This is a genomic window from Pseudomonas sp. ESBL9, assembly GCF_036668715.1.
GTDB classification, from domain to species: domain Bacteria; phylum Pseudomonadota; class Gammaproteobacteria; order Pseudomonadales; family Pseudomonadaceae; genus Aquipseudomonas; species Aquipseudomonas lundensis.
In genome coordinates this window covers 51,971-75,812 of the sequence record NZ_JAZEVV010000002.1, presented here as the reverse complement: position 1 = coordinate 75,812, position 23,842 = coordinate 51,971, and the positions used below count along the sequence as shown (strand labels likewise).

Annotated in this window: 19 protein-coding genes and 1 pseudogene; 11 read left to right on the top strand and 9 right to left on the bottom strand. The window is 55.9% G+C overall.

The genetic code is table 11. The features are described 5' to 3' along the window. The first annotated feature begins 267 nt into the window (after positions 1-267). Together V6F78_RS06820 and glmS are read left to right on the top strand one after the other, a co-directional pair. Positions 268-1,035: a DeoR/GlpR family DNA-binding transcription regulator gene (locus V6F78_RS06820; RefSeq protein WP_047296564.1), complete on the top strand. Its 768-nt coding sequence runs from the start codon at positions 268-270 to the stop codon at positions 1,033-1,035. A 9-nt stretch (positions 1,036-1,044) separates the two neighbouring features. Then, positions 1,045-2,880, top strand: a complete 1,836-nt coding sequence (glmS, locus tag V6F78_RS06815) for a glutamine--fructose-6-phosphate transaminase (isomerizing) (RefSeq protein ID WP_070415052.1) — start codon at positions 1,045-1,047, stop codon at positions 2,878-2,880. A gap of 175 nt (positions 2,881-3,055) precedes the next feature. On the opposite strand, the gene V6F78_RS06810 is transcribed toward glmS, so the two are convergent. Then, entirely contained in the window at positions 3,056-4,018 is a 963-nt protein-coding gene (locus V6F78_RS06810; RefSeq protein ID WP_070414930.1) for a bifunctional GNAT family N-acetyltransferase/nucleoside diphosphate kinase regulator, read from the bottom strand. A gap of 297 nt (positions 4,019-4,315) precedes the next feature. On the opposite strand from V6F78_RS06810, the gene V6F78_RS06805 reads away from it, so the two are divergent. Next, positions 4,316-5,641, top strand: a complete 1,326-nt coding sequence (locus tag V6F78_RS06805; RefSeq protein WP_332726899.1) for a serine hydrolase domain-containing protein — start codon at positions 4,316-4,318, stop codon at positions 5,639-5,641. A 178-nt stretch (positions 5,642-5,819) separates the two neighbouring features. Next, positions 5,820-7,007 carry a C17 cyclopropane fatty acid synthase CfaB gene (gene cfaB / locus V6F78_RS06800; protein WP_094991125.1) on the top strand — a complete coding sequence of 396 codons (1,188 nt, stop codon included), beginning with the start codon at positions 5,820-5,822 and terminating at the stop codon, positions 7,005-7,007. A 58-nt stretch (positions 7,008-7,065) separates the two neighbouring features. Here cfaB and cls read toward each other — a convergent pair whose 3' ends face one another. Then, entirely contained in the window at positions 7,066-8,505 is a 1,440-nt protein-coding gene (gene cls / locus V6F78_RS06795; protein WP_047296558.1) for a cardiolipin synthase, read from the bottom strand. 137 nt (positions 8,506-8,642) lie between these two features. Here cls and V6F78_RS06790 point away from each other — a divergent pair, with 137 nt between their 5' ends. After that, positions 8,643-9,161 carry a DUF3617 domain-containing protein gene (locus V6F78_RS06790; protein WP_047279719.1) on the top strand — a complete coding sequence of 173 codons (519 nt, stop codon included), beginning with the start codon at positions 8,643-8,645 and terminating at the stop codon, positions 9,159-9,161. A 50-nt stretch (positions 9,162-9,211) separates the two neighbouring features. On the opposite strand, the gene folE2 is transcribed toward V6F78_RS06790, so the two are convergent. Continuing rightward, a complete protein-coding gene (gene folE2 / locus V6F78_RS06785; protein ID WP_095007493.1) occupies positions 9,212-10,105 on the bottom strand; it encodes a GTP cyclohydrolase FolE2 in 894 nt (297 codons plus the stop codon). Between the two features lie 144 nt (positions 10,106-10,249). Here folE2 and zigA point away from each other — a divergent pair, with 144 nt between their 5' ends. From zigA to V6F78_RS06770, 3 genes are read left to right on the top strand one after another with little or no spacing between them, the layout of a single operon-like run. Beyond that, entirely contained in the window at positions 10,250-11,458 is a 1,209-nt protein-coding gene (zigA, locus tag V6F78_RS06780; protein ID WP_047296554.1) for a zinc metallochaperone GTPase ZigA, read from the top strand. Beyond that, entirely contained in the window at positions 11,458-12,096 is a 639-nt protein-coding gene (locus V6F78_RS06775) for a DUF1826 domain-containing protein (protein ID WP_332726892.1), read from the top strand. The genes zigA and V6F78_RS06775 overlap by 1 nt, the downstream gene beginning before the upstream one ends. 40 nt (positions 12,097-12,136) lie before the next feature. Next, positions 12,137-13,102: a CobW family GTP-binding protein gene (locus tag V6F78_RS06770; protein ID WP_094991134.1), complete on the top strand. Its 966-nt coding sequence runs from the start codon at positions 12,137-12,139 to the stop codon at positions 13,100-13,102. A gap of 219 nt (positions 13,103-13,321) precedes the next feature. Here the strand turns inward: V6F78_RS06770 and V6F78_RS06765 are convergent, their stop codons facing one another. Beyond that, a complete protein-coding gene (locus tag V6F78_RS06765; RefSeq protein ID WP_047279036.1) occupies positions 13,322-13,729 on the bottom strand; it encodes a DUF3301 domain-containing protein in 408 nt (135 codons plus the stop codon). A 113-nt stretch (positions 13,730-13,842) separates the two neighbouring features. Between V6F78_RS06765 and pdxY the strand changes: the two genes are divergently transcribed. Beyond that, positions 13,843-14,715, top strand: coding sequence for a pyridoxal kinase PdxY (gene pdxY, locus V6F78_RS06760; RefSeq protein ID WP_047279037.1), 873 nt, complete (start codon positions 13,843-13,845; stop codon positions 14,713-14,715). Positions 14,716-14,811: 96 nt separating this feature from the next. Here the strand turns inward: pdxY and V6F78_RS06755 are convergent, their stop codons facing one another. After that, positions 14,812-15,297 (bottom strand): acyl-CoA thioesterase, encoded by a 486-nt coding sequence (locus tag V6F78_RS06755; RefSeq protein ID WP_047279223.1) that lies wholly within the window; start codon positions 15,295-15,297, stop codon positions 14,812-14,814. 290 nt (positions 15,298-15,587) lie between these two features. Here V6F78_RS06755 and V6F78_RS06750 point away from each other — a divergent pair, with 290 nt between their 5' ends. Next, positions 15,588-17,348: a cation:proton antiporter gene (locus V6F78_RS06750; protein WP_047279039.1), complete on the top strand. Its 1,761-nt coding sequence runs from the start codon at positions 15,588-15,590 to the stop codon at positions 17,346-17,348. A gap of 102 nt (positions 17,349-17,450) precedes the next feature. Here V6F78_RS06750 and V6F78_RS06745 read toward each other — a convergent pair whose 3' ends face one another. The 4 genes from V6F78_RS06745 to uvrD all read right to left on the bottom strand — a co-directional run bounded on the left by V6F78_RS06745 (position 17,451) and on the right by uvrD (position 21,688). Next, on the bottom strand, positions 17,451-17,858 hold the full coding sequence (locus V6F78_RS06745) for an SMI1/KNR4 family protein (protein ID WP_014720555.1): 408 nt from the start codon (positions 17,856-17,858) through the stop codon (positions 17,451-17,453). A 136-nt stretch (positions 17,859-17,994) separates the two neighbouring features. Next, positions 17,995-18,846 carry a Tim44 domain-containing protein gene (locus V6F78_RS06740; protein WP_047279043.1) on the bottom strand — a complete coding sequence of 284 codons (852 nt, stop codon included), beginning with the start codon at positions 18,844-18,846 and terminating at the stop codon, positions 17,995-17,997. A gap of 179 nt (positions 18,847-19,025) precedes the next feature. Beyond that, positions 19,026-19,466 (bottom strand): EamA family transporter, encoded by a 441-nt coding sequence (locus V6F78_RS06735; RefSeq protein WP_047279712.1) that lies wholly within the window; start codon positions 19,464-19,466, stop codon positions 19,026-19,028. 38 nt (positions 19,467-19,504) lie between these two features. Next, positions 19,505-21,688 (bottom strand): DNA helicase II, encoded by a 2,184-nt coding sequence (gene uvrD / locus V6F78_RS06730; RefSeq protein ID WP_048376886.1) that lies wholly within the window; start codon positions 21,686-21,688, stop codon positions 19,505-19,507. A 398-nt stretch (positions 21,689-22,086) separates the two neighbouring features. On the opposite strand from uvrD, the pseudogene V6F78_RS06725 reads away from it, so the two are divergent. Continuing rightward, positions 22,087-23,763: pseudogene (locus V6F78_RS06725) on the top strand (putative bifunctional diguanylate cyclase/phosphodiesterase); the annotation flags it as partial. Positions 23,764-23,842 lie beyond the last annotated feature (79 nt).

The following is a 23,842-nucleotide window of genomic DNA, read 5'->3' as shown; positions in this document are numbered from 1 at the left end:
AGCAGGGTTATCCACACGCTAAATGCGAACAATGTGGGTAATTTTCTATTGTTACAAATTGCTTAATAATCAATGAGTTATAAAAGCCCTTATCCTCTAGCTGTGGATAAGGGCTTTTTTATTCATACCAATCGATCCTGAATCGCCTCTGGTTATCAGGATTTGAAGAGTTATGCACAGCAAAAAACCCAACAATTCCGTTGACGTCGAATTCGAGATCAGGTCTCATTGCTTTCGTTATCTTTCGAAACGAAACTTAAGGCGTTTATGTCAAAGCGCAATACTCCACAGCGTAGACACAACATCCTTGGCCTGCTCAATGAGCAAGGCGAAGTCAGTGTGGATGAGCTGGCCAAACGCTTCGAAACTTCAGAGGTTACGATTCGCAAGGATTTAGCCGCCCTCGAAAGTAATGGGCTGCTTTTGCGCCGTTACGGCGGGGCTATCACCCTGCCGCAAGAGTTAGTGATAGACCCGACGCAACCGGTGTCACTTTATAAGCAAGCCATTGCCCGGGCGGCCGTCAATCTGCTCAAAGAACATGCGCGCATCATCATTGACAGTGGCAGCACCACGGCTGCCATGATTCCTGAACTCGGGTTGCAGCCGGGCCTGGTGGTCATGACCAATTCACTTCATGTCGCGAATGCCTTGAGTGAACTGGAACACGAGCCGGTGTTGCTCATGACAGGTGGAACCTGGGACCCGCATTCGGAATCTTTTCAGGGCCAGGTGGCCGAACAGGTGCTGCGATCGTACGACTTTGATCAATTGTTCATTGGCGCTGACGGCATCGACTTGCAGCGCGGCACCACCACGTTTAACGAATTGTTGGGGCTGAGCCGGGTCATGGCAGACGTCGCGCGTGAAGTGATCGTGATGGTGGAGGCCGACAAGATCGGTCGCAAAATACCCAATCTGGAACTGCCCTGGAGCAGCGTCCATACCCTTATTACTGATGATCGCTTGCCTCAAGAAGCGCGCGAACAGATTCAGGCCCGAGGCATAACCTTGTTATGCGCGGCACTTAGTTAGGAGAACGTTATGTGTGGAATTGTTGGCGCAGTCGCTGAACGGAATATCACGGCCATTCTGCTCGAAGGCCTGAAGCGTCTTGAATACCGCGGGTATGACAGTGCCGGTGTCGCTGTTTTCACAAACAACGGCACGCTGGAGCGTATGCGTCGCAACGGCAAAGTGGCAGAGCTTGAACAGGCGCTGGCCGGCGAGCCGTTGGTGGGGCGTCTAGGTATCGCTCACACTCGCTGGGCTACACACGGCGCTCCCTGCGAGCGCAATGCGCATCCGCACTTTTCGGGCTCCGATCTGGCAGTCGTGCACAACGGCATCATCGAAAACCATGAAGCCCTGCGCGAACAACTCAAGGGACTGGGCTACGTATTTACCTCGGACACTGACACTGAAGTCATCGCACACCTGCTTAACCATAAGCTCAAAGATAACAACGACCTGACGGCGGCCCTCAAAGCGACTGTCAAAGAGTTGCACGGGGCTTATGGTTTGGCCGTTATCAGTGCCAAACAACCGGACCGTCTGGTCGCTGCTCGCAGCGGCAGCCCACTGGTGATTGGCCTGGGTCTGGGGGAAAACTTCCTGGCCTCTGATCAACTGGCCCTGCGCCAGGTCACTGACCGGTTCATGTACCTGGAAGAAGGCGACATCGCTGAGATCCGCCGCGACAGCGTGCAGATCTGGGATGTGAACGGCCACAGCGTTCAGCGTGATACCGTGCAGTACAGCGACGGCGCCGAAGCAGCCGACAAAGGCGAGTTTCGTCACTACATGCTCAAGGAAATTCACGAGCAGCCTTCGGTCGTTCAACGCACGTTGGAAAACCGCTTGGGTCAAGACCACGTCTTGGTTCAGGCTTTTGGTCCACACGCGGCCGAACTGTTTGCCAAGGTCCGCAATGTTCAGATCGTCGCCTGTGGCACCAGCTACCACGCTGGCATGGTTGCGCGTTACTGGCTGGAGTCTTTGGCAGGCATTCCTTGCCAAGTCGAAGTGGCCAGTGAATTCCGTTATCGCAAAGTGGTGGTCCAGCCAGACACATTGTTCGTTTCCATCTCGCAATCGGGCGAGACCGCTGACACGTTGGCCGCTCTGCGCAACGCTAAAGAGCTGGGCTTCCTGGGCAGTCTGGCCATTTGTAACGTTGGCATCAGCTCGCTGGTACGTGAGTCTGACCTGACCCTGCTGACCCAGGCGGGTCGCGAAATTGGTGTGGCTTCCACCAAAGCCTTCACCACCCAACTGGTGGGGCTGTTGCTACTGACGCTGTCGTTGGGGCAAGTACGCGGGACGTTGGAGGAGGGGGTTGAAGCCCAACTGGTAGAAGAACTGCGTCGCTTGCCTGCCCGTCTTGGGGAAGCACTGGCGATGGATGCGACCGTCGAAAAAGTCGCGGAGTTGTTCGCTGACAAACATCACACCCTGTTCCTGGGTCGCGGTGCTCAGTTCCCGGTGGCGATGGAAGGTGCGCTCAAGCTGAAGGAAATTTCGTATATCCACGCAGAAGCCTACCCGGCCGGTGAGTTGAAACATGGACCGCTCGCGCTGGTGGATAACGACATGCCGGTGGTGACCGTCGCGCCGAATAACGAATTGCTGGAAAAGTTGAAATCCAACTTGCAAGAAGTGCGTGCACGCGGTGGCGAGTTGATTGTTTTCGCGGATGAACAAGCGGCCATGACCAATGGGGAAGGCACGCATGTGATTAACATGCCACACATCCATGACGTACTGGCGCCCATCCTCTACACCATCCCGTTGCAATTGTTGTCGTACTACGTCGCTGTGCTCAAAGGGACGGACGTCGACCAGCCGCGCAACCTGGCGAAATCCGTCACTGTTGAATAAGTGCCCCGACGATAAAAGTCGTTGGTGTTAGACAATTAAAATTGTCGCAGGAGTCGGCAGGTCTGCCTTGCCGCCTCCTGCCTTTCCCAATGGGCCGCTCAGGCCCGTAAAGCGTGACCCCCGTTCTCCGGGGGATCCTCGCAACGGATAGACAAACACTCAGTGAACAACGCCATTAAAGGTGGAAGTCGCCCGCAGCCTCCGGCTGGTACAGCACTTTCCTGATCTCAATGCGGCGCGTGCGATCTGAAATTCGCCAGTTGATGGCGTCCCCCTCTTGATAACCCAGAATCGCGGCGCCGATGTCAGATGACACGGAATATTTGCCTGCGTTACTGTCCGCGTCTTCAGGGTAGACCAAGGCCACCTCCATCTCTTCGCCATCCAGCTGCAGCAAGGCCCTGGAGTTCATCGTGACGACATTGCTCGCCACCTGCTGCGGGTTGACGACAACCGCGCGCTCTAATTCATGTTCGAGTTCCACAACAACTGGGCCTTGTTCCAGCGCGATTAGACTCTCGAGCCTGGCCTTGTCGATTTCAGTGATGTAGATCCGGGTGGCGTCGTCAACGGCCCCTTCGCGCAATAACTGAAGATAACGTCCCGCCGTCATGGAGAACGATTTCAAGGTCGGCGTTTCGCTCTCGAGTTTAAAGCCGCTGCGCAGAAAGGCTTTCAATGAACGCGCGTTGTGCGGATGTATCTTGGCGATGAGTTTCTTGGCCCGCATGTCGAGGAAGGCCATTTTCATGCCCTCGCGGATCGTGCGGGCGCCGAGGTTTCGGCCCCATTTTTCACTGTCTCCAATGGCCAGAACGATCTCGCACTCAGAGCCGGTCTTGATTAGTCGGACAAAGCCCACCGGGTCGTCATACCGGTCATAGGCCATAAAAAATCGGCCGCCCCGGTTGAACAGGTGGGTCAGGATCGGCAATTGAGTCCGGTCGATCGCGTGTTCGAGGGTGCGTGAGACATCACGCGAATCGCTCAGGTAGCAGGTGACACGTTCATCTTCCAACCAATCCATCAACGTCAGCGCGTGCGCCCGAGTTACTTCAGGGCACAGCGAAATGAAAGGCTTGTTCATCTTCACCACACGTATTTGTAAAGGATGAAAGCCTGTCATGGGGATGACCATGCTGGTTCTTTCGGCAACTGGCTATGTTAAGACATATCGTGAGTAATGCCGAATCGATCTAAGAACGTAAGCAATCATGCCTCGGGTTGTGGGTGCTGCACGTCAGGAGACTTAACAGGGTGGAAAGCGGCCGCCTGTCCACGCTGCTATAAAAAACGCGTCAGCCGTTGATTAACCTCTGTTCAGGCTATGCAAACTCACCCCTTTTCGCGCAAGGTGGTGTGCGGCCATGAATCGGACAAGGAACATTCGTTTCAGCACTTGGCCATTGTTTTGTTCCTCTGCAGAGGCCTCTTCATGTTCAAGCGTTTATCCAGACCCGCGCGCATCAGTCTCTTTTGTCTTTCAACGCTGGCCGCCTCTTTCGCCAGTGCCGCCGACACCCCTTATCCGGATGCGGCTGCCAGCGATCCTGCAAAAATGGGCTGGATGGTCGGTGCTCCGCCACCGCCTGACCGTATCATTCGCTTCGCCGATGGCAGTTATTTCAAGTTTCCGGCCATGCGCTGGAGCGTGTCCAACTTCCGCCAATTGATGCCGACCACTAACGTATCCCGTGGTTTGGGCGCTCCAGTACCGTTAGCACGTGCGTTGCGCACCGACATCGATCAACTGACGTTTATACCGACCGGCAGCACAGAACCCATGACCTGGGAACAATCACTGGCGGCCAACTACACCGACGGCATTGTCGTGTTGCATCGCGGCAAGGTCGTGTACGAACGGTATTTTGGTGTGTTGAACCCTGAAGGTGAGCACGCCGCCATGTCGGTGACCAAATCGGTGGTCGGGACAATGGGAGCGATGTTGGTGGCGGATGGCACATTGGATGCCAATAAAAAAATTGTCGATTACGTGCCTGAACTGGCCAACTCAGCGTTTGCCACGGCCACGCTGCGTCAGGTACTCGACATGACCACCGCGCTTAAATTCAGTGAAGACTACGCCGACCCCAAGGCGGAAGTCTGGCAGCACGCAATGGCCGGTAACCCGCTGCCCAAGCCGGCAGGCTACACCGGACCACAAACCTACATGGAATACCTGCAAACGGTTCAACCTCTGGGCGAACATGGCAAAGCCTTTGGGTACAAGACCGTGAACTCGGATGTCTTGGGATGGGTTATTGCCCGGGTAACGGGGCGCAATGTGGCGCAGTTGCTGTCGGAGAAAATCTGGCAACGTCTGGGGGCCGAGCAAGATGCTTACTTTACGGTGGACTCCATCGGTACACCGTTCGCCGGTGGCGGCTTCAATGCCGGTCTGCGAGACATGGCGAGGTTCGGCGAGTTAATGCGCAACGACGGCCAATACTTGGGGCAACAAATTGTTCCCAAAGCGGTGGTGGAAGATATTCGGGCGGGTGGGGATAAAGCAGCCTTTGCCAAGGCTGGCTACGACCAACTCAAAGGTGGCAGCTACCGCAACATGTGGTGGGTGACGCATAACGCCGACGGTGCCTACATGGCTCGCGGCGTATATGGGCAGCGCATCTACATCGACCCTAAAGCCGAGATGGTGATTGTGCGTTTCGCCTCAAACCCCATTGCCAGTAATTCGGCCAATGACCCGGTGACCATTCCTGCGTTTGAAGCGTTGGCCAAACAGTTAATCGCTCACCCCTGATACTGCAAGGCGTGACTATCCGGTTTGCGCTTCGTTTTGAATGATTCAACGTCTGGGGCGGTGAAACTTAAAAAAGGTTTCATCCGCTCTAGATCAAACCTTCTGGCCCGTGAGCCTGACAGTTTCAGTTAATCGACTACCCTTATTTTTTGACGTCTGAAATGAGGGAGGACTACTGATGCTTGCGCAACTGCCACCAGCTTTACAGAATCTCAAAATTCCACTTCGCCTGAAGCTATGGGATGGTCTCGAATTCGACTTGGGCCCAACGCCCAGTGTCACGATCGTGGTCAAGGATCCAACCATCGTTTCAGAAATCACCCACCCCACGCTCGACTTGCTAGGCAGCGCTTTTGTAGAAGGGCGCCTGGAGCTGGCTGAAGGTTCTATCAGTGAAGTCATCCGGGTGTGCGATGAGCTCAGCCAGGCGCTATTGGTTGAGGACGATGACGCCACGCCCCCGCGCCAGTATCACGACAAGGCGACAGATGCCGAGTCGATTTCCTACCATTACGATGTGTCCAACGCGTTTTATCAGCTCTGGCTGGATCGCGACATGGTTTACTCCTGTGGGTATTTCGAGACGGGCGAAGAAAGTCTGGAGGAGGCGCAACAGGCAAAATTTCGTCACCTGTGCCGTAAGTTGCGACTTAAGCCGGGCGAATACCTGCTGGACGTTGGATGTGGTTGGGGCGGGCTTGCGCGCTTCGCTGCTCGGGAGTTCGGGGTCAAAGTGTTCGGTATTACCTTGAGCAAGGAACAACTTGCCTTGGCTAAAGAGCGCGTTAAGGCGGAAGGCCTGCAAGATAAGGTCGACCTGCAACTGTTGGATTATCGGGATCTGCCTCAGGACGGACGTTTCGACAAGATTGTGAGCGTGGGCATGTTTGAACACGTCGGGCACGCCAACCTGCGAGAGTACTGCCAGATTTTGTTTAATGCCGTGCGTGAAGGCGGCTTGGTGATGAACCACGGTATTACCGCCAAGCACACTGACGGTCGTCAGGTGGGACGCGGGGCGGGCGAGTTCATTGAGCGCTATGTGTTTCCCAACGGGGAGTTGCCGCACCTGTCGATGATTAGTGCCCAGATCAGTGAAGCCGGGCTGGAAGTGGTCGACGTCGAAAGTTTACGCCTGCATTACGCGCGTACGTTGGAGCATTGGAGTCAGCGCCTGGAGCAGAACCTTGATGCCGCGGCCAACGAAGTCCCCGAACAGATTTTGCGTATTTGGCGGCTTTATCTGGCAGGTTGCGCTTATGCCTTTACCCGTGGCTGGATAAACATTCATCAGATTCTGGCCACCAAACCCCATGCGGATGGCTCAATTGAATTACCCCCAACACGCGCGGATCTCTATCGCTGAGCGATGCCTGGCCCTGAGATTTGATGAAAACCGTGCCACTGAGTGACACGGTTTTTTTTTATAGAACGGGCGAAACCAGGCGCGCAATGCGCATCCCCAGTTGCTGTAAATGGTGGGTGCTTTTGATGTCGTCTTCGGTGATTTCGCGAGCCAATGCAAAGTCGTCATGCAGCATGTTTTCAACTTCTCGGGCAAAGGATTCATCAACCGTCAGTAACATCACTTCAAAGTTAAGACGGAACGAACGGTTATCCATATTGGCGCTGCCGATGGCGCTGATTTCGTTGTCGACCAACACGACCTTTTGATGCACGAACCCTGGCTGATAACGGAATATTTTTACCCCGGCCCGGACCGCTTCGAAGGCATACAGACTTGAAGCGGCGTACACAATTTTGTGATCCGGGCGCGAGGGAATCAGAATCCGTACATCTACCCCGCGCAACACGGCGAGTCTAAGAGCCGAAAATACAGCCTCGTCGGGTACGAAGTAGGGCGTCGTAATCCATACGCGTTCGTTAGCAGCATGGATGGCTTCGACGAAAAACAACGAGCAGGTTTCGTATGAGTCGGCAGGGCCACTGGCCAAAAACTGACACAGCACGCCACCCTCCGGGTAGGTCTGGGGCAAGATGAGGGGCGGCAATTTACGGGCCGCCCAGAACCAGTCTTCAGCAAATGACTCTTGCAAGCAGGCCACCACGGGGCCACTCACTTCCACGTGGGTATCGCGCCATGGGGACAAGGGAGGCTTGCTGCCCAAGTATTCATCCCCGACGTTATGCCCGCCGACGAACCCTTTAACCCCATCGACCACGACGACTTTACGGTGGTTGCGAAAGTTGACCTGGAAGCGACTGATCCAGCCCCCGCGTGTCGCGAAAGCCTTTGCCTGAACACCGCCAGCTCCCAGGGTTTCAGCATAACTCCCGGGCAAGGAGTGGCTGCCGATGCTGTCGTACAGCAAATACACCTGTACGCCTTGGGCGGCTTTTTCCAGCAACAAGGCATGTAGCTTCTTACCCAGGTCATCGTCATGGACGATAAAAAACTGAACGAGCACCACTTCTTTGGCAGCTCGAATGGCGGCAAAAATGGCATCGAAGGTGGCGGCTCCATTGATGAGTAACCGAACCTGATTGTTGGCCAGGCAAGGCATGCGGCCTAACTTCGGCATTGCGCGCAGCGAGGTATACGCTTTTGAATTACGGGCTGCCAGTGCCTCTTCTACCCAAGGTCTCCAGTCCAGATTGGCAATGGCCTCACGCATTTCCTGGTTGGCCTGTCGACGCGCCTTGATGTAATCGTCGAACGTACTGCGCCCAAAAATCAAATAAGGAATCAGGGTGAAGTAGGGGATGAAGAACAACGACATGGCCCAGGCAATTGCACCTTGAGCGGTTCTCACGGTTAATACCGCATGCACCGCGGCAATCAAACCCAGGCTGTGGATCAATAAAATCAGATAACCGAAAACGTGCGGGCCGAGATAATCCATGCGTATCCTTGCTCCTCAATGTTTGACGCCAAGTACGTAAAAGACCACGTTCTGGTATGAATGTCCCTAATTGTTTACTGATGCAACACCCGCTGTTTTGTGACGTCTAACGCTGACTTATCAATAGGAGCTGCTTGATGAATGTTCGTTTGCTTGGGCTTGTCATGGCCTTTGGTTTATCGATCCCTGTGGCTCAAGCCCAAATGTTGCAACCCGGTCTGTGGGAGCTGACGTCGAGCAATATGCAGGTGGACGGTAATCAACTCCCCGATTTTCAAATGATGATGGGTCAACTCAAAACCATGCTGACCCCTGAGCAATTGGCTCAACTGGAGAAGCAAGGCATCAACATGGGCGGTAAAGGTGTTCGGGTATGCCTGACCCCTGAACAGGTGAAATCCGATTCCATCCCCCTGACTGATCCCCAGTCGGGATGTCAGCAGCAGATCACTGAGCGTAGTGGAAATCAGTGGAAGTTTCGCTTTAGTTGTCCAAAAGCTCAGGGGGCAGGTGTGGCGACATTTGCCAGTGATCGTGAATTCACGACCCATGTTACGGGCACCTTCAATGCGACAGGCCTTAAGCAAACGGGGAGCCTGGATTCCCAGGCTGTCTGGTTGGGTGCTGATTGTGGAACCGTAAAACCTCGCGCCTAAAGCGATATGCCGCGCTCTGCACCGTCAGCGCGCGGTTAACACTGCAATGCTTATCTACGCCAATTCCAACGACTCTTCGCTACAGCATCATGGCTGTGCAAACTCTCTGCATGCACCACCTTCAGATTGAATCCTTTCACCGCTGAAGTGGACTTCAGTGCCACATGCAACCGTCGCACTGCATCCTCGCAAAACATCAAATTCTGTCCATTGGCTAACGCGAAGGCTTGCTCGTCCTCGCGTTTCACAGCGGTTTGTACGGCGGTGCCCAGTGCCTTTTCGGCCTTATCAATGACGTGCTCAATAGGGAAATTGTCTCCGTCTTCGCGGATGTGCAATTGCAAGTGAGCTGTACTTCTCTGGCTATGGGGGGTCGCTACAATCCCTCGCGTACTGCCGAGCCACGCTAAAACCTCGGCGTGCTGAAGTGTTTTATTTGCGTAGTCATCGACAAATTTCTGCTGGATGAGTTGTCGTGCCAAGGCTGCTGAGCAGGGGCACGTTGATGAATATTCCACTTCAACATTTAGTTCCACGTGGAACATTCCGTTTTCCAGGGATGCTTTTATCTCCACGGGATAACTCTTCCAACCACTCAATGGGCTGATCAATGCCGGCCGCTTCAAGAGCATTTGAGTGTTGAGATTCAGGTAGGCACATGTGGACAAGTCGTCATGCGAGTCTAAAAAACGCTGCAAAATTTTCTTCAAAAGTGCGGGGTTCACGGCCTGCGAATCTAAAACTTCTAGCGCTAAAAATAAGCGTGACATGTGAATACCGCGCGCTTCGCCATCATCGAGGCTGACCCCCGCATCGGCTGTCGCTGCTAAGCGTTGCCCATTAATGACAACTGGCAGCGCAATGCCGCACATGCCGACCCAATCCAAGGGAATGTCGTGAAGCGCAGTTTGTGAGGCAATGTCAGGCAGGGTGAGAGAGGTCATGTGTGTTTTCCATTAAGGGAACGCATTTGTGTTACACAGTAACAATTATAGCCTTGTATTGTTATAGTGTATCAATTGCTTCGCTTGCGTCGGTCGCTCCCACAAGCGGGCGTTTTGACCTGCTCACCCTGATGAGGAATCACCATGCCCAAACGTCTTCCCGTAACAGTGCTGTCAGGTTTTCTCGGTGCAGGCAAAAGCACCCTGTTGAATCACATCTTGCGCAATCGTGACGATCTGCGCGTGGCCGTCATCGTCAATGACATGAGTGAGATAAATATCGATGGAGCTGAGGTTCAGCGCGATGTCACCCTGAACCGTGCAGAGGAAAAATTGGTGGAACTGAGCAATGGGTGTATCTGCTGCACCTTGCGCGAAGACCTTTTAGAGGAGGTCAGCAAATTGGCCAAGGAAGGTCGTTTCGATTATTTATTGATCGAATCCACCGGCATTTCTGAGCCTTTGCCTGTCGCTGAAACATTCACCTTTCGAGATGACGCGGGTCAAAGCCTGGCGGATATCGCACGTCTGGATACCATGGTGACGGTCGTGGATGGGCTTAACTTTCTGCGCGATTTTCAGGCCGCCGAGCAGTTGGCGTCTCGCGGTGAAACCCTGGGAGAAGACGACGAGCGCTCAATCACCGACTTGCTGATCGAACAGGTCGAATTTGCAGACGTCATTTTGATCAGCAAGATTGATCTCATCAGCCGGGCCGAACGTGAAGAACTAAAGGCCATTCTTCAGCGACTGAACGCAGAAGCAGAAATTCTCCCAATGGTGATGGGAGAAATTGCGCTGAAAAAAATTCTCGATACCCGCCGTTTCGATTTTGAGCGTGCCGCCCAGTCGCCCGGCTGGTTGAAAGAAATGCGCGGGGAACATGTACCTGAAACCCAGGAGTACGGCATCGCTTCGACGGTCTATCGTGCGGTTCGGCCTTTTCACCCTGAGCGTTTTTTTAACGTTATCGACCGGCCCTGGACCAACGGTAAATTGCTGCGCTCCAAAGGTTTTTTCTGGCTGGCGAGCAAGTACCAGGAGGCCGGTAGCTGGTCTCAGGCAGGGGGGCTGATGCGGTATGGATACGCGGGTCGCTGGTGGCGTTTTGTACCCCAGGATCAATGGCCTGAAGATGCAGAAACTCGCGCCGAAATCCTTAAAAAATGGCTTCCTGAGACAGCAGATTGTCGTCAGGAATTGGTGTTTATCGGTCAGCACATCGACTTCAACGCACTCACCGTCGAACTAGATGCTTGCTTGCTGACCGATGCTGAAGTCGCAATGGGCCCTGAAGCCTGGCTACAGCTGAGCGACCCATTTGGCGACTGGTACAGCGAGGTGGCCGCGTGATGAAGGCTGACGCGCGCCTTATTCAACATGCGCAGGGGAAAGCCCCGCAGGTGTTGACGCGCATCCACGAGGAAGGCGTAAACATGGCCGTGTGGCAACGCGCATTGCCGGTCCATATCGCAGACTTCTGTGCGCTGTTGTTGTCACTCGATGAACCCCTTGCGCAAGCCTTGAGCTTCGAATTACCCGATGAAAATACACCGCCCAATCTGCAAGGGCTGGCGCAGCGATTCTGCGACCTGGAAGGCTATACGGGCTTCATGGCAGATGTTTGCTGGCTAGTCAGTGCCTATGCGTGCCTGCTTGGGGCCAAGCGCGTTGGACTGCGCCTCAGAGCCCTGGATAAAGCCATGTGTCCGCGCTTTCATGTGGACCATGTGCCCGCACGACTGGTGACGACTTATGCCGGGCCGGGCAGCGAGTGGGTAGAAGAAGGCGTGATGGATCGTCAGCATTTAGGCAATGATCAGGCTGAGGGCCCCGACAGTACGTTCATTCAGCAGATGAGCGCGGGAGACGTCGCGCTGCTTAAAGGCGAAAAGTGGCAGGGCAATCAGGGGGCGGGTTTGATCCATCGTTCACCGGCATTGAAAACCGGGGAGCGACGGCTGATTTTGACCCTCGACTGGCTCGCCTGAGGCATATTGCAGCCTTGGATTCCTACAGAAGCGGGCGATGATGTTGCACAACATTCCTACTCATGTGATCGCCGGGCCGCTCGGTGCAGGTAAAACCAGTCTGATTCAGCACCTGATGGCACAGAAGCCGGCACACGAACGCTGGGCGGTTTTGGTGAATGAGTTCGGGCAAATCGGTCTCGACGCGGCCTTGATGAGTTCGGCAGATGATCAAATCGCGATCGCTGAAGTGGCGGGCGGGTGCGTGTGTTGCGTGAACGGCGCGCCTTTTCAAATTGGCTTGAGCCGCCTTTTACGCAAGGCAAAACCCGACCGCCTGTTCATCGAACCCTCTGGCCTTGGCCATCCCGCGCGCATCCTCCAGCAGTTAAGCGTGACGCCCTGGCTGGGTGTTTTGGCGTTACAACCCTGCGTCATGGTCCTGGATACCGAAGCGCTCGCTCAGGGAAAACCCTTGTCGCAAAGCCAGCGCGAAGCCCTGGAAATGGCCGGTTTATTGGTCATGAATAAATCTAATAGTGTGGAAAAAGAGCAACGTGAGCAGATTGCATCATGCCTGCCAAAGTGCCCTCTGCTATGGACCGAACAGGGCTACATCCCGCTAAATACGCTGCCTGTAGCCACTATTAGCGATATTCATGTTGTGGATAACTCATTGATTTATAAGGATTTTAATTCACTTGGCAGTATTTTTTCCGGGCCTGAGACGCCCATTATTGTGTTCAGGCAGCAGCCTGAAGGGTGGAGTGCCGGCTGGAAATGGCAGCCCTCGCGCCAGTTTGATCTGCAAGCGCTGAACCGATGGCTTGAAGGCCTGAATTGGCTGCGTGCAAAGCTGGTTGTTCATGGATCTGCGGGCTGGATGTCCTCAAATTCGCTGAAAAATCGGCTGGAACCCTGGAAAAACGCTGAATGGCGCAAAGATTCACGTATTGAACTGATCTTCGACGCCCCGCAGGACCTGAATGCCCTGACAGAAGGCCTGCAACAATGCCTTTCGCACTGAATTTCCTCTGAAAAGTGCCAATCTGTACTGGTAAAGTTGTCCTACAATTCGTGCTGATTGCGAAAAGTTGAGCTGAAAATATCCACTGGAAAGCGTCTATTTAGGGGTTTTCAGGCGTTTTTAGTGCAATCTGCAAGAAAGTTATCCACAGGTCGCCTAAAAAGCGTAGAGAAGGTTGCCGCGTCCCAGGAGAGGATCAAGTTTCTCCTGGGTTCGGCACTATTGGCGGGGTTTGGTGTGTTGCTGGCGCCATTGGCTCAGTTCGATGACTTGAGCGCTGGGGATATCGCGCTGTTCAGGCTCTGGTTCAGCCTTGAACGGGTAGGGGGCCAGTTCAATTTTGGCGCTGTGGGCTCCAAATTGAGTGATGGTGCCCGCATGGCGCTGATCACCGGTGACGGTGAATTCAAAGTTATACACACGGGCCAGGCGGCGATTGCCCTTGGCGTCCGGGATAAAGGCGATCTTCTTCAGGGCCACGTTTTCATCGAGTAACTCGATGTCGAGTTTGTTGCAGTGCTGTTTGACGCGCTCCAGCGCCCGCTCGCGCATGCCGTGGTTGTGCCACAGCCAGGCAGCGCCTGTTGCCAATAACATCAGCACAAACATATTTCCAAGGGTCAGCATCACATGTGCTCCAACAGAGTGGGCTCAGCTTAACTGCGTCTTCAGCCTGTCGTACAGGTTGCTTTTCGTCGCATACTGCGTGGCTTGAATCCACACGCAGTCTGGAAGCCGGCATGAAACGTACGCCTCACTTACTCGCCATCCAATCCCACGTGGTTTTCGGCCATGCCGGCAACAGCGCGGCCGTTTTTCCCATGCAGCGCGTGGGCGTCAATGTATGGCCTTTGAATACCGTGCAGTTCTCAAACCACACTCAGTATGGCCAATGGGCTGGCGAAGTGCTGGCCCCGGACCAAATTCCGGCGTTGGTTGACGGGATTGCCGCCATCGGAGAGCTGGGCAACTGCGACGCCGTGTTATCCGGTTATTTGGGCAGCGCTGCGCAAGGGCGAGCCATTCTCAGTGGGGTCGCGCGGATCAAGGCCGTTAACCCCAACGCGCTGTACCTGTGCGACCCGGTCATGGGGCACCCGGAGAAAGGCTGCATTGTGCCGTACGAAGTCAGTGATTTTTTGCTGAATGAAGCGGCCGCCGTGGCCGACTTTCTGTGCCCCAACCAGTTGGAGCTGGACAGCTTCTGTGGTCGTCACCCGCAGTCGCTGTTCGATTGCCTGGCGATGGCGCGCAGCCTGTTGGCACGCGGCCCCAAGGCCGTTCTGGTCAAGCACTTGTCCTACCCTGGCAAGCCGGAAGAAAGTTTCGAAATGCTGCTGGTCACCCCTGAAGGCAATTGGCACCTGCGCCGCCCGTTACTGGCGTTTCCCCGTCAGCCCGTCGGTGTGGGCGATTTGACGTCCGGCTTGTTCCTGGCGCGGGTATTGCTGGGAGACAGCCTGGTCGCCGCGTTCGAATTTGCCGCTTCGGCCGTGCATGAAGTGCTGCTGGAAACCCAGGCGTGCACCAGCTACGAACTGCAACTGGTGCGTGCCCAGGACCGTATTGCTCACCCGCGAGTGCGGTTTGAGGCGATGCCGATCCACCTGTAAACCCCGTTTGCTGGCGATAAAACCTTCCCGGTCATTCAAAAATGACGGAATGGGCTGAATCGCCAGTACGCGTGCTCCTACAGGAGCGGCTGAGGTTTACAGCGTCTCGTCTTTCAATTCCTGATAGCGTTTTTCCAGTTCCTGTCGGATCTGGCGACGCTGTTTGCCCTGGATAAAGCGACGTTTGTCTTCGCTGTTAACGGGCTGTAAAGGCGGTACAGCCGCCGGCTTACGATCATCGTCCACCGCCACCATGGTGAAGAAGCAGCTGTTGGTGTGACGCACGGAGCGCTCACGGATGTTTTCAGTGACGACCTTGATCCCCACTTCCATCGACGTGGTGCCGGTGTAGTTGACCGAGGCCAGAAAGGTCACCAGCTCACCGACATGCACCGGCTCGCGAAAAATTACCTGATCGACTGACAGGGTCACGACATAGCGCCCGGCATAGCGGCTGGCACAGGCGTAGGCGACTTCGTCGAGGTACTTGAGCAGGGTTCCGCCGTGAACATTGCCAGAAAAATTGGCCATGTCCGGGGTCATCAAGACCGTCATCGACAGTTGGGCGTTTCCGGGTTCCATAGCAGCAGGCTCGCGGTAATGTTGCAGCAGTGAAAAAGGTATCTCTGTGGATACTTTTCGCGTTTTTTGAAAGCTTCAACAACGGGACGCTGCCGCACGGGCTGCCGTCACGCTCTGGCGCACATGTTTCCACATATTGCGCTGCCTTTCTGCGGTAAATCCCGGTGTTAACCTGCAAACGCCCGTTTCCAGGGTATTTCCTACACTTCAAGCGTCCGCTACGCACAGAGTAATCCTCTGTGTCTGTCGTTTTGTTTCCGGACAGCACTCACACAAGGAGGCGACACGTCATGCATGCCATCAGTTTTATTCAGGATCTGGCAGTCATCATGCTGGTCGCAGGTGTGGTGACCATTCTATTTCACCGTTTCAAGCAGCCCGTGGTCTTGGGGTACATCGTGGCGGGTTTCATCATTGGCCCGCATACGCCACCGTTTGGCCTGATTCACGACGAACAGACCATCAAAACCCTGGCGGAGTTGGGGGTGATATTCCTGATGTTCTGCCTGGGGCTTGAGTTCAGCCTGCGCAAATTGTTCAAAGTGGGCGCCACGGCGTTTATCGCGGCGTTCATGGAAATCACCCTGATGATCTGGATCGGCTATGAGATCGGCCGCTGGTTCGACTGGAACACCATGGACGCGTTGTTCCTCGGCGCCATTTTGGCTATTTCGTCGACCACGATCATCGTCAAGGCGCTGAACGACCTGAAAATGAAAAACGAACGGTTCGCACAGCTGATTTTTGGCGTGCTGATCGTCGAGGACATTTTGGGCATCGGGATTATTGCCCTGCTTTCCAGCATCGCCGTCAGTGGCAGCGTGAGCCCGGAAGAGGTGTTCTCGACCGTCGGCAAACTCTCGTTGTTCATGATCGTGGCATTGGTCATTGGCATTTTGCTGGTACCCCGGGTACTGGCTTATGTAGCGCGGTTTGAAAGCAATGAGATGCTACTGATTACCGTGCTGGGGCTGTGTTTTGGTTTCTGTCTGCTCGTGGTCAAGCTGGAGTACAGCATGGTGCTGGGGGCGTTTTTGATCGGCGCAATCATGGCCGAATCCCGGCAGCTGCTGAAAATCGAAAGGCTGATCGAGCCGGTGCGTGACCTCTTCAGTGCGATCTTTTTCGTCGCCATCGGCTTGATGCTCGATCCTGCCATCTTGTGGGAATACGCTCTGCCGATAGTCGTCATTACCTGTGCGGTGGTACTGGGCAAGATGTTGTCCTGTGGCTTGGGTGCGTTTATCGCAGGTAATGATGGACGGACCTCGCTGAGAGTCGGGATGGGGCTCTCTCAGATCGGAGAGTTTTCATTCATCATCGCGGCACTGGGCATGACCTTGCAGGTCACCAGCAGCTTCCTGTACCCCGTAGCGGTCGCTGTGTCGGTGCTGACCACCCTGATGACCCCGTATTTGATTCGCGCCGCTGATCCGCTCTCGCTCAAGCTGGCGCAGATCATGCCCAACCGGGTGTCGCGCGTGTTCGGGCTCTATGGCGAATGGCTGAGCAGTATTCAGCCCCAGGGCGAAGGGGCACGGTTGGCGGCGATGATTCGCAAGATCTTGCTGCAAGTGGGTGTCAATCTGGCCCTGGTGATGGCCATATTCTTTGCCGGGGGGTATTTCGCCCCTCGCATTGCGGTGTATTTGCAGGGGTGGGTGATGAAATCGAGCTGGCAGCATGGCTTGATCTGGGGCGCCGCGTTATTGCTGTCGCTGCCGTTTCTGATCGCGGCGTATCGCAAACTCAAGGCACTGTCGATGCTCTTGGCAGAGATGGGGGTTAAACCCGAGATGGCGGGGCGGCACACACAGCGCGTCCGTCGCGTGATTGCTGAAGTGATCCCGATTCTATCGTTGCTGGTTATCTTCTTGCTGCTGTCAGCCTTGTCCGCCAGTATCTTGCCGACCAATGAACTGCTGATCGTGATTGCGGTGGTTGCAGCCGGGGTCGCGGCGGTGTTGTGGCGCTGGTTCGTGCGCATTCACACGCGCATGCAAGTGGCCTTGCTGGAAACCCTCGACAACCACAAGGATGTGGGCCACTAGCGGCCTGGTTTATCTTCTGCAGGAGCGAGCTTGCCTCGTGATGGGGATGGTGCTCAGCCCCTCTCGCGCACGCTCACTCCTGCAAAGCAGCTGGCGGGTGTATCAGCTTTCCAGCCAGACATCCCGTGCCCAGTGCCAGACCGATTCCCATGTCTCTTCGGTAACCAGCTCTTCTTCGGCGGACCACAGCACGACCGTGCCGTCTTCCTCGACGCAGTAGTAGTCGTCGCCGTCCTGACAGATAGGGATCAGGCTGCGGTCTACGCCCGCATCCCATGCATTGGCCGCGACGTCAGGCAGGTAGGTATGCGATTGCGGGTCGGTCACAGTGACCGGTTCCAGGCTGCCATACACCACGTCGCTGACCGTCAGCAAAAACTCTCGGAAAACAAAGGGAATATCGATGAACAGCTGTTCTTCGATTTCCACCAGCAAATCTTCGTCAGGCAGTTCCAGAGGAACCGGGACGGGTTCATTTGCCTCACGCAATTGTTCAATGATCTCTTCCACGACCTCAATCCTCATACTCTAATGGCGCGGTTTTATATGACGCGCTTTATACAGTAGCTCGTTATAAGTGCAATCGTGAAATGCAAAGCCCCGGACAAGTCCGGGGCTTTGGTTACAACCTGTTAAGCGAAATCGATCAGCCGTTCTGACGGATACCGGCTACAAGCCAAGGCTGGTTTTCACCTTGAACGCGTTCCATGTTCCAGCTTTCGCTGAAGGCTTCACCCTGATCAAAACGTGAGGTTTTGGAGAGGCCGCTGAACGTCAGTGTGGCGATGGTTTTATCGGCGCGATCGTCCAGGCCGTCCAGCTGAACGGTCAGGTTATCGATGTACGTCGAGTTGAAGCCATCACCCAGATCAGCGCGCTCGCGCTTGAGGAATTCAAGCATTTGCGGAGTCACGAACTCAGCGATCTTGTCCATTTCGTTAGCGTCCCAATGCTGTTGCAAGGACTGGAAATGGTTGCGCGCGGCTTCCAGGAAGCTCTGCTCGTTGAACCAGGCGGGCGCGTTGATGACCGGGCGTGGCGCCGCGGCAGAAGAACCGCCACCGAAGATCGACGCAGTGGCTGGCTTGGCGTCGAACGCTTCGCGCTGCATCGGTGCGTGACCCGCCGGGGCCAGGTCAGCTTGTTGCTTGCGACGACGCGCGGCGATGAAGCGGAAGATCACAAACGCAATGACCGCCATGATCAGGATGTCGAAGATCTGCATGCCCTGGAAGCCGTCGCCCATGAACATGGAAGCCAGCAGGCCGCCGGCAGCGATACCGGCCAGAGGGCCAAGCCAGCGTGAAGCACCACCGGCCTTGGCAGCTGCGCCAGCAGCGGCAGGGGCTGCGGCTGGAGAGGCAGGAGCGGCTTGGCGAGTCTGGTGGCTAGGCGCCGAACCAAAACTTTTGCCGCCGCCGAAGCGCTTGGCATTTGCGTCGAGACTCATCGTCAAACCGATGCACAACGCCATGGCGATGCTAAGAAAACGTTTCATAAAGGGAATTCCCATTTGTGGATGACACGCGCGCCATGGTGCACAGGTGAGGTGTGACTGGCTAGCGGTGAAGTGTTTCGGATTTTTGCCTAATTTAGAGTAAGACGTTTCTTTGTATTCTGTAGTTCACGTTGAAAAGACACGATTGTCGACTCAGTGGGACCCACGGTACGGCGTCTCTAGCGCTTGAGCGCCAGCATCACCACGCCCGCCGTGATCAAGCCGATTCCGCCCCATTGTCGCAGGTCGAGTTTTTCGCCCAGCAGCAGTACACCGATGATCGCCACCAGTACCACGCTGAGCTTGTCCACCGGTGCGACGAGTGACGCGGGCCCCAGTTTCAAGGCGCGGAAGTAGCAAAGCCAGGATGCCCCGGTCGCCAGCCCCGACAACGCTAAAAACAGGTAACTGCGTGGGGAGATCGAACTCAGCGGTTGATACTGGCCTGTGGCGTAAAGAATCAGCGCCAGGCTGACCAGCACCACTGCGGTACGCAACAACGTCGCGAAGTCGGAATTGACGTGTTCGATTCCGACCTTGGCAAAGATCGCCGTCAGCGCAGCGAACGTGGCTGACAACAGGGCCCAGAATGTCCAGGAAGAAAAAAAGCCTGAGCCCATGTTGCCTACCTTATCGTCCGATGGCTGTCGGGTTGCTGTCAGACCGCCTCAAGTTTGGCGTAGCCCATCATCAGCCACTTGCTGCCTTCAGAGAAGTTGACCTGCACCCGCGCCTGCGCACCGGCGCCCTCGAAGTTGAGGATCACACCTTCACCGAATACCGCATGCTTGACCATCTGACCCAGTTTGAATTCGGTTTCCGGAATCTCCGAACCCCCAAACAGGGTGCTGGCGCTCTGCTGTTGACCGCCGCCGAAAGGGCGGCTGACGCTGTTGGACAAACGCACTTCCTGAATCAGCCCTTTTGGTACTTCGCGTACGAAGCGTGAAACCTTGTTGTAGGTCTCACTACCGTAAAGACGTCGGGTCTCAGCATAGGTCATCACCAGGTTCTGCATGGCCCGTGTGATGCCCACGTACGCCAGTCGGCGCTCCTCCTCAAGACGGCCGGGCTCTTCAAGGCTCATCTTGTGCGGGAACAGGCCTTCTTCCATGCCCACCAGGAACACGTAGGGGAATTCCAGCCCTTTGGCGCTGTGCAGGGTCATCAACTGGATGCCGTCTTCGTGCTCTTGCGCCTGGGTGTCGCCGGCCTCCAGCGACGCATGGCCGAGGAATGCGGCCAACGGTGTCAGTTCTTCGTCTTCTTCCGTGTTCTCGAAGTTGCGCGCGGCGCTGACCAGTTCCTCAAGGTTTTCTACCCGGGCCTGGCCTTTCTCACCTTTTTCAGCCTGGTGGTAGGCAATCAGCCCGCTTTGCTCGATCACGGTCTGGGTCATCAGATGCAAAGGCATCTCCATGACTTTTGCCGCGAGGCTTTCGATCAATTCGACAAAACCGGCAATGGCACCCGACGCACGGCCGGGCAGCGCTTTATTGGCGATCAGCTGGCGCATGGCTTCCCACATCGACACATCATTGTGACGTGCGTGTTCACGAATCGCTTCGACGGTTTTTTCGCCAATACCGCGAGCCGGGACGTTAATCACCCGCTCCAGTGCAGCATCATTCCCACGGCCTTCAAGCAAACGCAGGTAGGCCATGGCGTTCTTGATCTCGGCGCGTTCGAAGAAGCGCTGGCCGCCATAAATTCGATAAGGAATGCGTTCGCGCAACAACGCCTCTTCCAGTACCCGTGACTGGGCGTTGGAGCGATACAAAATGGCGATGTCGTTGTGCGCCAGCCCGGTTTTCAGCGCGCTTTCGATGGTTTCAACCACGTAGCGGGCTTCATCGTGCTCGTTGAATGCCGCGTACAGATTGATCGCTTCGCCATCGCCGCCGTCGGTCCACAGCTCTTTACCCATGCGCCCGGTGTTATTGGCAATCAGCGCGTTGGCAGCCTTGAGGATGCCCGCCGTGGAGCGATAGTTTTGCTCGAGACGAATGGTTTCGGCGTCGGGGAAGTCTGTGGAGTACTGGTAGATGTTCTCAATTTTGGCGCCGCGCCAGCCGTAGATCGACTGATCGTCATCGCCGACCACCATCAAGCTGTCGCCACCCTTGGCCAGCAAGCGCAACCAGGCGTATTGAACGGCGTTGGTGTCCTGGAACTCGTCCACGAGAATGTGCCGGAAACGCTTTTGATAGTGCGCCAGCAGGCCCGGGTTATCGCGCCACAGATCGAGCGCACGCAACAGCAACTCGGAGAAGTCGATTACACCTGCGCGCTGGCACGCGGCCTCATAGGCCTCATAAATGCTGCGCATGGTGGCCAGGAACAAATCGCCGCTGGCCTGAATATGTTTCGGACGCAGGCCTTCGTCTTTTTGACCGTTGATAAACCACTGCGCCTGACGCACTGGCCAACGCTGTTCGTCCAGCCCCAGTTCCCGAATCACACGCTTGACCAAGCGTTGCTGGTCGTCGCTGTCGAGGATCTGGAAGGTCTGGCTCAGCCCGGCTTCTTGCCAGTGAGCGCGCAGCAGGCGATGCGCCAGCCCGTGGAACGTCCCGACCCACATGCCGGCCGGGTTGATCCCCATGAGCTGTTCGATGCGATGACGCATCTCGGCAGCGGCCTTGTTGGTGAACGTCACCGACAGGACGGAGTGGGGTGAGGCGTTCTCGACCTGGATCAACCAGGCGATACGGTGCACCAGCACACGGGTTTTGCCGGAACCTGCGCCGGCCAGGACCAACTGACGCCCGACACTGGCCGTGACGGCCTGACGTTGGGCATCGTTGAGGGAATTCAATAAGAGAGAGAGATCTTCGCGCATCGGGGCATTCTAGGGTGCTGGCTCAAACCGGGCAAACGCCAATCCTGTTCCCGCGGGCCGCCTGTCGCAGCTTCGACACGCGTCTTTGAAAAGGCAGGGCGCGCATCTGTTAATTGCGTGGCGTTATTTCGTCTTTTTAATGACGTGTCTCAGTTTGGTCGTGAGCATTGCTTGTGTATGCTCGGGCGACTTTTTTGGCTCATCCACGGATAAGAATATTGCCAATGATTCAGGGTCTTAGCGCGTCGGGTGTGTTGATCGGCACCGGGCTCGGTTTTTTTCTGACTGTGCTGGGGGTTGCTGGCTGGCAAGTCAATCAGCGTCGTCGTGGGAAATCTCAATCTTTGCCGACACTGCCAGAGGCGCAGTCCCCGGCTGCGGAGCGTTTACGCGAGGCTGAGCAGCGACGCCTGGCGGCCACCGTCTTTGAAGCGGCCAGCGAGGGCATTGTGATCCTCGACCCGGATTACCGCATGTTGGCGGTGAATCAGGCATTCAGTCGATTCAGCGGTTATGCGGTTGAAGAACTGGTCGGCCGCCGCGTGAGCGAGCTGGCGTGCAGCCGCGATGCGCTGCGCCACTTCCCGGTCATCCAGCCTGTTTTGGAACAGCAGGACCGCTGGCAGGGTGAGCTGGTTGAAACGCGCAAAACCGGCGAGTTGTACCCGCAGTGGCTGCAATTGAAAGTGGTGCGTGATGATGACGGGCGCATCAGTCATATCGTGGCGTTTGTCAGCGACCTGTCGGCGCGGCGCCGCTCCGAAGCCCGTGTTCGCCACCTTACGCACTTCGATGAACTGACCGGGCTGGCCAATCGCCTGTTGTTCAAAGAGCGGCTTGAAGAGGCCAATCAACGGGCTCGCCAAGGCGCGCGTAACCTTGCCCTGCTGTACATCAACCTGGATCGATTCAAGCTGTTGAACGACAGTCTAGGATCAGAACTGGCCGATCAGGTCCTGCACAAAGTCGCCAGACGCCTGACCAGAGCGCTGCCTGAAGCCGACACCATCGCGCGGTTGTCAGGGGATGAGTTCGCTGTGTTGTTCGACTCCTACGCCAGCCTGACCAGTCTGGCGCGGGTCGCGACGCGGCTGCTGGCCAAGCTGGGCCGGCCGCTTATGATTGAGGGCCATGAACTGGTCATCAGCGCGTCCATGGGGATCAGCCTGCTGCCCGATAGTGCGCGAGACATCGCCACGCTGGTCAGTCAGTCGAATCAGGCCATGCTCCAAGCCAAGCACTTGGGCGGCGGCAGTTTTCAATTCTTCAGCCACAGCTTGCAGCACAGCACCCTGGAGCGCTTACAGCTGGAAAACCAATTGCGCAAAGCGATTGCCGAACAGCAACTGACCGTCTTCTATCAACCCAAGTTGTGTCTGGCGACGGGCCGTATGAACGGAGCCGAAGCACTTGTGCGCTGGGATCACCCCCAGTTGGGCAGCGTGCCGCCGGGCGATTTCATCGGCCTGGCCGAAGAGACCGGGCTGATCGGGCCCATCGGTGAGTTTGTGTTGCGCGAGGCGTGTCGGCAGGCCTGCCAATGGCAGCGCGAAGGGCTGGCGCCGATACGGGTGTCGGTCAATTTGTCGGTGCACCAATTACGGCAGGGCAAGCTGGTCAGTCTGGTGCGTCAGGTGCTCGAAGAATCCGGGCTGGCGCCGCAGTATCTGGAGCTTGAATTGACGGAAAGCCAGCTGCTCGACAGCGTTGAGTCCATTATTTCGACCTTTGAGCAGTTGCATCAGTTGGGCGTCAAACTGGCGATTGACGACTTTGGCACCGGGTATTCCTCCCTCAGTTACCTCAAACGGTTTGCCGTGGACTACGTCAAAATCGACCAGACCTTCATTCGTGGCGTGGGGCGCTGCGCTGAAGACGAAGCCATCACCAAGGCAATCATTGCGATGGCTCATAGCCTTGAATTAAAGGTCGTGGCAGAAGGCGTGGAAGAAGACGTGCAACTGGCTTTTCTCAAGGCGCAACAGTGCGACGAAGTGCAGGGGTATTTGATCAGTCGTCCGATTAACGCGGCCGCTTTGGGCGATTTATTGCGCAGCGATGTAGTCTTTTTGTAGTGCTCAAAAGGGCTACATAGAGCGCGGGCGGCCTGAATAGGGGAGAAAGCCGCGGTTTTAGTCGTGGATTGGTTGGGCA